This is a genomic window from Xylanibacter ruminicola, from assembly GCF_900142525.1.
Classification (GTDB): Bacteria; Bacteroidota; Bacteroidia; order Bacteroidales; family Bacteroidaceae; genus Prevotella; species Prevotella ruminicola_A.
Genome location: NZ_FRBD01000031.1, coordinates 1 through 12,042, shown reverse-complemented (window position 1 = coordinate 12,042; position 12,042 = coordinate 1). Strand labels below are relative to the sequence as shown.

At 46.3% G+C, this 12,042-nt stretch carries 11 protein-coding genes; 7 read left to right on the top strand and 4 right to left on the bottom strand.

Features of this window, described 5'->3' with window-relative positions:
* Window positions 1-167: 167 nt before the first annotated feature.
* The 5 genes from BUB86_RS15775 (at window position 168) to BUB86_RS15760 (ending at window position 7,976) form a co-directional block, all read left to right on the top strand.
* On the top strand, window positions 168-1,178 hold the full coding sequence (locus tag BUB86_RS15775; protein WP_073211371.1) for a restriction endonuclease subunit M: 1,011 nt from the start codon (window positions 168-170) through the stop codon (window positions 1,176-1,178).
* 6 nt (window positions 1,179-1,184) lie between these two features.
* Window positions 1,185-5,174: an Eco57I restriction-modification methylase domain-containing protein gene (locus BUB86_RS15770; protein ID WP_073211368.1), complete on the top strand. Its 3,990-nt coding sequence runs from the start codon at window positions 1,185-1,187 to the stop codon at window positions 5,172-5,174.
* Window positions 5,175-5,306: 132 nt separating this feature from the next.
* Window positions 5,307-5,489 (top strand): hypothetical protein, encoded by a 183-nt coding sequence (locus BUB86_RS17330; protein ID WP_139261680.1) that lies wholly within the window; start codon window positions 5,307-5,309, stop codon window positions 5,487-5,489.
* A 329-nt stretch (window positions 5,490-5,818) separates the two neighbouring features.
* A complete protein-coding gene (locus BUB86_RS15765) occupies window positions 5,819-7,171 on the top strand; it encodes an ATP-binding protein (protein ID WP_073211365.1) in 1,353 nt (450 codons plus the stop codon).
* Window positions 7,172-7,313: 142 nt separating this feature from the next.
* Window positions 7,314-7,976, top strand: coding sequence for a hypothetical protein (locus BUB86_RS15760; protein ID WP_073211362.1), 663 nt, complete (start codon window positions 7,314-7,316; stop codon window positions 7,974-7,976).
* A gap of 89 nt (window positions 7,977-8,065) precedes the next feature.
* Here the strand turns inward: BUB86_RS15760 and BUB86_RS15755 are convergent, their stop codons facing one another.
* From BUB86_RS15755 to BUB86_RS15740, 4 genes are read right to left on the bottom strand one after another with little or no spacing between them, the layout of a single operon-like run.
* Complete coding sequence (locus tag BUB86_RS15755; protein WP_262503410.1) at window positions 8,066-9,613, bottom strand: ABC transporter ATP-binding protein; 1,548 nt, start codon at window positions 9,611-9,613, stop codon at window positions 8,066-8,068.
* A 29-nt stretch (window positions 9,614-9,642) separates the two neighbouring features.
* Complete coding sequence (locus BUB86_RS15750; protein WP_073211356.1) at window positions 9,643-9,912, bottom strand: PqqD family protein; 270 nt, start codon at window positions 9,910-9,912, stop codon at window positions 9,643-9,645.
* Window positions 9,909-10,277 carry a S24/S26 family peptidase gene (locus tag BUB86_RS15745; RefSeq protein WP_254795198.1) on the bottom strand — a complete coding sequence of 123 codons (369 nt, stop codon included), beginning with the start codon at window positions 10,275-10,277 and terminating at the stop codon, window positions 9,909-9,911. The genes BUB86_RS15750 and BUB86_RS15745 overlap by 4 nt, the downstream gene beginning before the upstream one ends.
* A 53-nt stretch (window positions 10,278-10,330) precedes the next feature.
* Window positions 10,331-11,221 (bottom strand): hypothetical protein, encoded by an 891-nt coding sequence (locus BUB86_RS15740; RefSeq protein WP_073211350.1) that lies wholly within the window; start codon window positions 11,219-11,221, stop codon window positions 10,331-10,333.
* A gap of 118 nt (window positions 11,222-11,339) precedes the next feature.
* Here BUB86_RS15740 and BUB86_RS15735 point away from each other — a divergent pair, with 118 nt between their 5' ends.
* Together BUB86_RS15735 and BUB86_RS15730 are read left to right on the top strand one after the other, a co-directional pair.
* On the top strand, window positions 11,340-11,525 hold the full coding sequence (locus BUB86_RS15735) for a hypothetical protein (RefSeq protein ID WP_073211347.1): 186 nt from the start codon (window positions 11,340-11,342) through the stop codon (window positions 11,523-11,525).
* A 223-nt stretch (window positions 11,526-11,748) separates the two neighbouring features.
* Window positions 11,749-12,042: transposase (locus BUB86_RS15730; RefSeq protein WP_175549522.1), on the top strand; the 294-nt coding region annotated here is incomplete at its 3' end.

The following is a 12,042-nucleotide window of genomic DNA, read 5'->3' as shown; positions in this document are numbered from 1 at the left end:
AATGTCTGCGCTTAGGGCGTGGACGTCACTTATCTTTCTACTGGGCTTTCTCAGGGCCTCTATGTTCGATAAGGAGCGGACACGCTTTCTTCGTACATAGTGGTCTTGTGATTATAAGCCCAAAAGAATCCGATAAGTGCTTTTGCCATTAGCTATAAGCGCGAAGTATGCCAAATAAAAACAGCGAGCTCCCGATTATTGATATCAGGGAGAACGACCTGTTGGAATTGTCGGCAGAGGTGCTTGATACACTGCTGCGTGACCATACCACGGGTAAGAATATATTCTGGGCTACGCACGACTACGAGGCGCTTGGTCCTGAATACGATTACCATTCCGAGATATTGCCCCAGTTGATTACGGGCGATAGAGGTATGGTGATAAGACCTCGTGTGCTTAAATCGAAGGAGAATCAGACCGGTCGTGCCAAGGATATGGCAGAGGTATTCACACCTTCGTGGGTGTGCAATGCCCAGAACAATCTGGTTGACGAAGCGTGGTTTGGGCGTAAGAATGTGTTCAACACTGAAGATACTGAGCAGCATACATGGGCTCCAAATCCCGATAAGATTGAATTCCCAGAGGGAAAGACATGGAAGGACTATGTGCGAGCCACCCGAATGGAAATGACATGTGGTGAGGCGCCGTATCTGGTAAGTAGATATGATACAACAACAGGTGAACCAATCCCAATAGAACAACGAATAGGACTGCTCGACCGTAAACTGCGCGTGGTAAGCGAGAACACTGAAACAAGTGGCGATTGGCTCGACTGGGCTCAGAAGGCCTACATGAATACTTATGGCTTTGAGTGGCAGGGCGACAACCTGCTGTTGGCTCGCGAAGCACTCCTTTGGACTTTTATCGAGTACTATCAGCAGAGGTTCGGCAAGGCGCCACTCATCAAGAGCATCAACTACATCGCTTACATCATATCGTGGAACCTTTGGCAGATGGATGGTCTGAAAGGCGTGGTGCCCGACAGTTGTCATGCCGAGGTTGAAATGGTTGATCTGTTTAGTTCTGAAGGCAAGGAGAAACCTTGCCAAGGGTGTGTCGACGGAGGCTATTACCACCATAACGGCATATACTGCCTGCTACGCGACTGGGGAGCGAAAGACCCTGTGACTAAAGAGAATAACCGGAAGATACGATTTATTGACCTTATCAAAAAATAAAGACCTATGGCAACATTCGAATCCTCACTAAAAGCCAAACTAATCTATGTGTTTGCCATTAACGATGAAGCACATAGCGACTGCCTGAAAATAGGTGAAACCACTCTTGACGATGACAATGGCGAAGAGCTGTATCCCAATTGTGAACTCTATCAAAAAGCTGCTCATAACCGTATCAGGCAATATACAGCTACTGCGGGTATAGCTTATCAGTTGCTATATACATGTAGTGCCAGTTTCAATCACAATGGCTTGATTTTGTCGCTTAACGATAAACAGATACATCGTGTACTGGAACGCAGTGGCATTAAGCAAAAAGAATTTGCTGGGGTTAAAGGTGCCGATGAATGGTATTGCTGTGATCTGGAAACAGTCAAAAAAGCCATCTCTGCGGCCAAAAGGATGGAAAATAGCCTGAAGCCATCTGATATTACGCAAGGTCAGTCGCCAGTTATCTTCCGCCCAGAACAGAGTGCTGCTATCGCTAAAACCCGTAAGCAATTCAAACGTGGAAACCAGATGCTCTGGAATGCAAAAATGCGATTCGGTAAAACTCTCTCAGCTTTACAGGTGGTTAAAGAAGAAGGATTCGCACGTACTCTGATATTAACGCATCGTCCTGTGGTCGATGAAGGATGGTTCGATGATTTCAAGAAGATATTCTATGATAGCAAGGAGTATCATTATGGTTCCAAGAACAACGGCGAACTATTCGGAAAACTCGAACAGTTGGCTGCCAAAGGCAATAAGTATGTGTACTTTGCATCCATGCAAGACCTTAGAGGTTCAGAACAGGTAGGGGGAAAGTTCGATAAGAATAACGAGATATTCCAGGCCAAGTGGGACTTTGTGATAGTAGACGAAGCCCACGAAGGGACTAAGACAGAACTCGGTCAGAACGTACTGAAGGAGCTGGTAAAGCCTACTACTAAAGCGCTGCAACTATCGGGTACACCATTCAATCTGTTTGATGATTATAGCGAGAACGAGATATTTACCTGGGACTATGTGATGGAACAGAAAGCCAAACAGGCTTGGGCTGTGGATAATCCATACGAGCCTAACCCTTACGCCTCGCTGCCGGCTATCAACATCTATACCTACGACCTGGGTAATCTGATGGGCGAATATATTGAGGATGAAAAAGCGTTCAACTTCCGTGAGTTTTTCCGTACTAAGGATGATGGTACATTTGTGCACGATAAGGATGTAGACCGTTTCTTGGATTTACTCTGTAAGGAAGATAAAGACAGTCTCTATCCATATAGCAACGACGAGTTCCGCAGGATATTCCGCCATACGTTATGGTTGGTACCTGGAGTAAAAGCTGCCAAGGCATTAAGTGCCAAACTGAAAGCTCACACTGTGTTTGGTATGTTCCAGACTGTGAATGTAGCTGGTAATGGCGATGAGGATGAGGAAAACGACGAGGCTCTGCAGATGGTGAATAGAGCCATAGGTGATGATCCTGATGAGACATATACCATTACTTTGAGTTGTGGCCGACTGACAACTGGCGTGAGTATAAAGCCTTGGACGGCTGTGTTTATGATGGCTGGTTCGTTCAGCACCTCTGCTGCACAATATATGCAAACCATCTTCCGCGTGCAGACGCCATTTACAATCCACGGTCGTATGAAGGAGCAATGTTATGCCTTCGACTTCGCCCCCGACCGTACACTACGCGTGTTAGCCGAGACGGCTAAGGTATCAGCCAAGGCTGGTAAACAGAGCGAAGAAGATCGCCGCATATTGGGCGACTTCCTGAATTTCTGCCCAATCATCAGCATCGAAGGTAGCCAGATGAAACCATACGATGTAAACAAGATGATGGGCCAGCTGAAGAAAGCTCAGATAGAAAAGGTGGTTCAGTGTGGTTTCGAGGATGGAGCTCTGTATAATGATGAACTGCTGAAGTTGACGGATGTAGAGCTGCGGGATTTTGATGACTTGAAGAAAACCATTGGTACCACTAAGGCCATGGCTAAGACAGGCGATATTGACGTAAATAATCAGGGCTTTACCCAAGAACAATATGAGGAGAAGGAGCGCCTGGAAAAGAAACCAAGACGCGAACTTACTCCAGAGGAAAAGGCAAGGCTTGAAGAGTTAAAGGCTATGAGCAATCAGCGCAAGAATGCCATCAGTATTCTGCGTGGTATCTCTATCCGCATGCCTTTGTTGATTTATGGAGCAGAACTGAAGAACGAGGACGAAGAAATCACTATTGATAACTTTGCCAAACTAATAGACGATACATCGTGGGAGGAGTTTATGCCCAAGGGCGTAGATAAAGAGAAATTTGAGAAGTTTAAGAAGTACTACGATCCAGACATCTTCCGTGAAGCAGGCAAGCGTATCAGAGAGATGGCTCGTGCTGCCGATAAGTTCACGATCGAAGAAAGAATAGAACGTATCTCGGCTATCTTCAACACCTTCCGCAATCCTGATAAAGAGACTGTGCTGACGCCTTGGCGTGTAGTAAACATGCACATGAGCGACTGTTTGGGTGGATGGTGCTTCTATGGTGAATCGTTTGGCGAGAAAGATATCTTATCGGTTCCACGCTATGTTGATCGTGGAAAGGTGACGCAGGATGTGTTCCGACCAGAGTCTCATATCTTGGAGATTAACTCAAAGAGTGGTCTTTATCCCTTATACGTAGCTTATAATATATATAGGAGTAGGGTGGAGAAGGTTAAGGCAAAGTATGGCGAGATAGGTCATGCCTTTGCTATGAGTCTTTGGGATGCAACGATTGAGGAAAACATCCTCGTGGTCTGCAAGACTCCTATGGCTAAGAGTATCACCAAGCGCACGCTTGCAGGATTCCGTGATACAAAAGTTAATGCACAATATTATCCAAACTTAATCGAAAACATTACAGACCGTCCAGAAGCAGTTGTCAACACATTCCGTGATGGCAAGCACTTCTGGAAGATAAACGAAAATACGAATATGAAATTAGACGCAATAGTAGGCAATCCTCCTTATCAGGTAATGCAAGCAACGGAGAAAGCAGGAATTAATAGTGCTTTTGCAAGTGCTGTATATCCTCAATTCATTGAACTATCTAGAAAATTAAAACCATCATATATCTCTTTGATTTCACCTAGTCGTTGGATGACCAAGACTGGACAGGGAATATCTGACGATTGGGTTGATGATATGATTAATTGTAATCATATTATGACCATACATGATTATTATAATGCCTTGGATTGTTTTAATGGAGTGGAAATCAAAGGAGGTATTAGCTACTTCTTATTTTGTGAAAGTAATACTGGAAGATGTAACTATACATTGCACCAGAATGGAATTGTGTCACATAGATATGATTTCCTGAATTCTTTGGGAGCAGGGATTGTCATAAGAGATACCTTTGCATCAAAAATAATAGAGAAGATTAAAGCTGTTGAAGGAAACTATATACCTGATATCTGTTTTTCAAAATATGTTAGTCCACAACATTTTTTTGATAAGGATGGGCTACTTACAACAAGTTGGACTGGATTCGTAAATGAAAAAGATAAGGAACATACTATTAAGTATTATTTGAACAAACAGATGAATTCAAGAGGATATGCATGGATAAAAGAATCCGATATCCCCAAGAATAGAGAGGCAATATCGTTACACAAGATATACATATCTAAAGCATATAATGGTGGAGATGCATTTCCGCATCAGATAATTGGTAGGGCTTTTTATGGAGAACCTAATAGTGTCTGTTCGCAAACATATTTAATAATTGGATATAATGAAAGCTTTTCTGAGTTAACATGTAGGAATATTATTACATATATGTCAACCCGATTCTTTAGGTATATAGTTTTTGTAAAAAAGAAAACTCAAGATAACCCTTCATCTGTATTTGAGTTTGTCCCTCTCCAAGACTTTACAAAGTCCTGGACGGATGAAGAACTCTATAAGAAGTACAATCTGACAGACGAAGAAATCCAATTCATCGAATCGATGATCAAACCAATGGAATAACCTATATATAATAAGGAATAAGAAATCTTATTCGAATATCGAATGATTTTTGGTAAAAAACTTGGAAGTTTCGGAAATTGTTCTTATCTTTCTTCGCAAGCGAAGCGGCAGAGCCGAGCGGCAGCGTGAAAGGTGGAACCAAGTAGAGCCACGATGTGCGGCGCTCGACCTTTGGTCGCTTTGCTTGCAAAGAACGGTGGCATGGCTGCAGTTATCTGCAGAGATGATGAGCTATTCGACCTAGCCGCTTGGTTTCATAAACATAGCGACCGTTACTTCTCGAGAGTAGCGGTCGTTTCTATTGTAAATGTATGAAGCAAGCATATAACAGTGCACAGCTGATAGAGATAGATATACGTTAGTAGTATACTACTTTTTTTCCTCTCTGGATATAGATGCCTTTGCGGGGGTGCGCCGCTCGGCTTGGTTAGCCAAGACGCTTGCCTAAGCAAGAACTCTCATCTGGGTGCCTATTTGCGAAATATAGCAGAATTTTAGAAAAGTGTAAGTTTTTAATCCGGGATCCATTGGAAAAGTGTCAATTTTAGGCCAAAAATACATTGGAAAAGTGTTATTTTTTCTGTTTTTCTTGTTGGATAATGTAATTTTTACTATATTTGCAGCCGGATAAAGCTTTAATTAGTATGATAGACAGAAAGGCAAACGAGTCGATTCGCGACTTTTTCAAGAATGATAAGCGTGCGCTGCTGGTGACAGGAGCTCGTCAGGTAGGTAAGACCTTCGCCATTCGTAAGATTGGTAAAGAGTGTTTCGATCATGTTGTCGAAATCAACTTCATTGAGCAACCTGATGCCATTGCTGTTTTCAGTGAACCCAAGGATGCCAAGGGCATTTTGTTGCGCCTGTCTGCATTCACTCACAAACAATTGATTCCAGGCAAGACGCTTATATTCTTCGACGAGGTGCAGGAGTGTAAGGAGATTGTCACTGCCATTAAGTTCCTTGTAGATGAAGGTAGTTACCGCTATGTGATGAGTGGCTCGTTGCTAGGGGTGGAGCTGAAGGATATAAGGAGTGTGCCCGTGGGCTATATGGGCGAGATCGAGATGTATCCACTTGATTTGCAAGAGTTTGCCACCACTGTTGGCATCAGCAGCGATGTACAGACTCATTTGCGCGAGTGTTTCGAGCAGCATAAGCCTGTCGACAGCTTTATCCACGAGCGCATGATGGAGTTGGTGCGCCTCTATCTGATTGTTGGCGGAATGCCTGCTGCCGTTCAGCGCTACCTTGACACAAACAATCTGCGACGGGTGTTGGGCGAGCAGCGCGACATCATCCGTACCTACAAACGTGATATTACGAAATACGACCCCAAGAAGAAACTGCTGATAGAGGAGATCTACGATCTGATACCCTCAGAGCTCAACGCCAAGAACAAGCGTTTTATCCTGAAGGAGCTGAACGAAAAAGCCCGTTTCAGTCGCTATGAGAGTGGCTTCCTGTGGCTGAAGGATGCTGGCGTGGCCCTTCCTACCTATAATGTCGAAGAGCCCAGACTGCCCTTGTTGCTTAGCAAACAGCGCAATCTGTTTAAACTCTTCCTCAATGATGTCGGCCTTCTGGCAGCGATGTATGGAGGTGATATCCAGTTGCGATTGTTGGAGAAGGATTCCAATATCAACTTTGGTGCTGTATTCGAGAACTTTGTGGCGCAGGAACTCTATGCTCACGGCTTTGCACAGAATCACGACCTGTTCTATTTCAACAGCAAGAAGCAGGGCGAACTCGATTTTGTGGTAGAGCAGAACGGAGAGGTGTTGCCCATCGAGGTAAAGTCGGGCAAGGACTATGAGCGCCATCGTGCCCTAAGCAATGTGATGGCCAACGAAGAATATGCCATCCCACACGCCATCGTATTCTGTCAGGACAATGTGCAGGTTAACGACAACGTAACATATCTGCCCATCTATATGCTGATGTTTATGCAGCACGAGCAGACGGAAGATGTGATATACAAGTTCCAACCGGTATAATCTGCCACGGGACAGACTGGCGTAATTGCCTGCAAAGATAAGACATATTTTGGAATATACGAATAAAATGAAAACTTTTTTATCATTAACCAATACATTATATGGATTTTCTTTGTATATTTGCCGTCGGTAATGTAAATGTATGAAGCAAGCATATAACAGTGCACAGCTGATAGAGATAGTTGAAGAACTGGGATTCCTGCCTCTATTAGATAGCGGTATAAGAGGGTATTCGGCCGAAGACCTTGTTACTGCAGATTGTCGCTATGTGATATTGCCGGATGGTGGTTGGGATTGGCCGCTTTGGAAATGGAAAGGCGAGATGATTACTGAGGGGCACCTTGTGTATGGTAAGTTCTTTGCTGGTAAAGCTGGCTTCATAAGTAAAAAGTGGTGGGCTGATTTCTGCAACTATCGTCGTAGTGCTCATCCCATAGCTGTTGAAGGAAGTATTGAAGAGGCAATACTATTTACACTTGCTGAAAATGGTAGTATGATTACTCGCGAGTTACGTGCAGCCAGCGGTTTCAATGGCCCCAAGATGCGTAGCCGTTTTGATGGATATGTAACAAAGTTGCAGATGGCGACGAGAATTGTTACCGAAGATTTTGTATATCCTGTTGATAAGCATAATCATGAATATGGTTGGGGATGGTCACTACTTACGACTCCCGAACAATTGTATGGACGAGAACACTTCAAGTGTGATAGAACGCCTGAAGAGTCGTTTGACAGAATCTTCACTCAAATAAGAAATATCTGCCCTAAAACCACCGATAAGCAAATAATGAAAATGATTAAATAGGTGCTTTTCTTTAATAACAATCCATATTTCTTAAGTTCGTTCTGTATTATGAGATTCTTTTTCGCAGTTGCGTAAAAAGATGATATCATTTAGAGGCAAACGACCTCGTCGCATAACTCACTGATTGTCTTTCGGTGGGTGATGAAAAGCATGGTCTTTTGTGGGTATGTCGTAAAGAGGCGGTGATATAGTTCGCGCTCCGTGGGTTCGTCGAGGGAACTGCTGATCTCGTCAAGCAGGAGGATGTCGCCACCGTGGAGCAGTCCACGAGCGATGGCGATACGCTGGGCCTGGCCCTCGCTGAGCCCGCTGCCCCGTTCACCAAGTTCGGTGTCTATGCCCTCGGGCAGATCGAAGACGAAGTCAGCACATGCTGTATGTAATACCTCACGCAGTTCGTCTTCGGTGGCATCAGGTTTTGCCAGTTGCAGGTTATAGCGAATGGTGCCGCTCATCAGGGTATTGCCCTGTGGCACGAAACACAATTCACCGCCCATAGCAACCTGTCCGCTGGTAGGCTCGATGAAGCCGAGTATCAAGCGGAACAGCGTGGTCTTTCCGATGCCCGTCTCTCCTATAATGGCAGTCTTTGAGCCTGCCTTGAATTCATGCGTGAAGTGGGAAAGTATCTCCCGGTCGCCCTTGGCATAGCGGAAAGAGACATCGTTGAAGTTGATGCCTTTAGAACTTGTTTTGCCTGTCCGCGCAACAGTTGGCTCTTGCGTTGTCTGTTCCAACTCTTCGAGCCGGTCAATGCTGGCGGTAGCATGTATCACCTCCGGCACCATGTTCAGCAATTGCAGAATAGGGCCTTGAATCATACTTACCAGTTGCAGAAATGAGGTCATCACGCCGAAAGTGATCGTGCCGTTACGCAGTCCAATGCCTCCCCACACAAATGCCAGCAGATAGCCAAGCCCGAAGACACAGCCCATGATGAGCCGTGTGACGACTGTAAACCGTAGGCGTCGCATCACATTTCCTCGAAGCCGTTGCTGCATGGTGTCGAGCCTGTCGGTAACCCACTGCTCTGAGCCTAAGGAACGTAGCACGGCATTATGCTCCATGCCTTCCTGCACCTGCATCTGGATGCGGCTCTCGTCCTGTCGGATGTCGAGCGTCATGTGGCGCAACCGACGAGCAATCAGTTTGCCAAAAACGATGGCCAATGGTGTCAGTAACAGCAATGCCCATGCCAGCCGTTCGTCGAACCAGCGCATCAGCAGGAAGGCGCCGCAGAGTTTGATGCCGGTAATCAACATCTCGGGCAGGGTATCTGTCGTGACTTTTGTCACCTGTTCAATGTCCTTAGCCAGTCGCGAGGACACGTCTCCTGAGTGCAGTTCGTCGCCCGTGAACAACTGTCTGTGAAACAACCTGCCGAAGATGCGGAGGCGCAGGGCGTTCGACTGCCGTACATTTGCTGAGGTTTTCAGCCAATAGCCCACTTGTCTCAACACCACACCGCCCACGACGGTCAGCACCAACAGTTTAACCATCCTCAGCACATCGTCAGCCGTTCCCGTGCGGATGGTCTCGTCAATGAATCGCTTGCTGAGCCACACCATCAGCAGTCCGAGCACCACCTGCCCGATGCCCGTTACGATGCGCACCACCGTATTCCAGCGGATGCCCATGGAGTTACGCCACAGCCATGCGAGATATCTCATTCCACCACATCTACTTTCTGCCATTCGGCTATCATCTCCTTCACGTCGGCCTTGGCCTCGTCAGCCGTCACGTCGTATTCCGCGCAGAGCTTTTCAGCCAGCGCCTCGACGGTGAAGTCACCCATTGCCTGAGCCTGCTGCCACAACCATGCCGCCGTCTCGTTCAGAGCCAGCAGTTTACCGAAGTTAATGGCACCGAGGCCCTCACCCATAATCACACGTTCGCCGCACACTTCGCGCAGCACAAATCCTTTCTTCAGTCTCATAATCGTCTGTATATTGCTAATAAATATCTTCTCACGGGGCGCAGCCAGTACCACACCTTTGCAGCCAGCTTCCGCCACCCTTTATATAAATAATGTGTACGCTCCTTCTCGTCCACCACATGCGTCACCCGGGCCTTGATGTCATTGAGCAGACAATGCTCCGTACCCACCAGATTGCCGTCGCCCATCAGTGTGACCCGTTCACCATCAATACGGACAATGCGATGCACCACATACCGACAGCCGTCCACCCATGCCAGCACCACGTCGCCTACGTCTATGAGTCCTGGCCCATGCAGGATGACGCTCTCCTTGCCCCCGATGATAAACGGCAGCATGCTGTTGCCATTCACGGGCAACGTCACGCTCACGCCTTCCCTCACCAGTCTGACAGCTTCCTCTATGATCTCATTGTCGGTCATTGCGTAATGGTTTCGTTACACAGTTTCGCCGCCTCTTCGTCGGGCAGACATTCCAGATGCCAAACGGGGATAGAAGATGCCAACGCGTTCTCCGTCTGGTGCAGACCGTCGGCTATGCGCTCATCCCAGCGTTTGCCGCTGATGCTCTCCATCAGAGCCGCATACGCATAGATGCCGTTCAGACGTTCAATCTTATTATATGGTGCCTGACTCAGCAAGACGATACCGCCCAATGGGTAATGCACGCTGCGATAGCAAGGAGTCTTGCCGCTCCAAGGCGAGCCATAGACCGTCGCTGTATCATCCTCGCTGATACGCACCACCGGGTTATCATCGTTTACCAATGCCGTGCCCGCTATATACCGCTGCCACAGACTGGCGTGCGTGCTCTTCCCCGTGCCGCTTGGGCCTAAGAACATATATCCTTTATTCTTATAACTCACCACAGCCGCATGGAACAGCACCGTACCCTTATCAGCCGTCGCCAGGGCGAACATAATCATCAGTGCATTGTCAATAGCCATTTTCTCATGCTTGCCCGTTGTGATGAGTCGTCCCTGACTATAGTCGTCCGAGCAGACGAGCCAGCCTGCCGTTACGCCCCACCTATGACGCTCGACCTCTGGTCGCTTGCTACCAACGGGACGCAAGAATTCAAAGACCGCTTCACCTGCAGCCGTATGTCCGCAGATAATCGTCTGTCCCTCATCCTCCTGTCGCATTTCCTCGACATATTCAGGAGCATCACCATTTTCTACGTCTAAGGCAAACACAGTCTCACCGTCAGCACAGGCAAACGGCTCATAGTTGGACATCAGCGTGAATACATCTTCCTCGCCGCTGACGCAGAACCGATGTCCTGCCACCTCATAATATCTTGTTTCCATACTTTAACCTATCTCTTTCATCTGCTTTTGCCTCAGATCCATGTTTGCCACAATCATCGTTGTTTAAAGCATTTCGGCTGCAAAATTACAACAATTTCTCGATATATTGCGCGATTTAATGATAAATTATGAACTAAAAGGCTTGAAGTCTGAACTGGCGGCAATTGACCGAAAGATTCAACTGAAGTTGGCGAAAGAAAATCAGCCAAAGGAGGGAGAACTGCAAAAGCAAGTTGCCAATAGCGATGTTGTTAAAAAATCACCAAAGGCAAAGGGAACGCTATGCAAAGGGTTACGACATTGAAGATGCGATTCAACTTATAGTTCTGGTCAGTTCGAGAATTTTGGACTGACAGTTTTTTTGAAGCGCATGATGACAATGATAAATATCAAAACTACACTTTTAAAATTGTGGCGTTATTATGTAAAATATCGCGTTCTGAAACGTCATTTCTTGTAAAATATGAGAATGTAAAGTAAACTGTGTCAGGCTACAACAAAATGTAGTTTAACACGTTTATTTTATGATGGCAAACGAAGAAATTGATTACAAGCTGGCAGCCGAGCAGTTGCGTACAGGCAAGCCGTTGTTTGGAAAAGATGGTGCATTGGCACCAATGTTGGAGCGTATTTTGAATGCAGCTCTTGAGGGTGAGATGGATGCTCACTTGAGTGAAGGGTCCCGTGAGTCAGGGAATCGTCGTAATGGCAAAATGCCTAAAACTGTTCAGACGCAGTATGGTGAGGTAACTGTAGAGACACCTCGTGACCGTGATGGCAGTTTTGATCCTCAGACAGTCCGTAAGCGAGAGACAATTCTT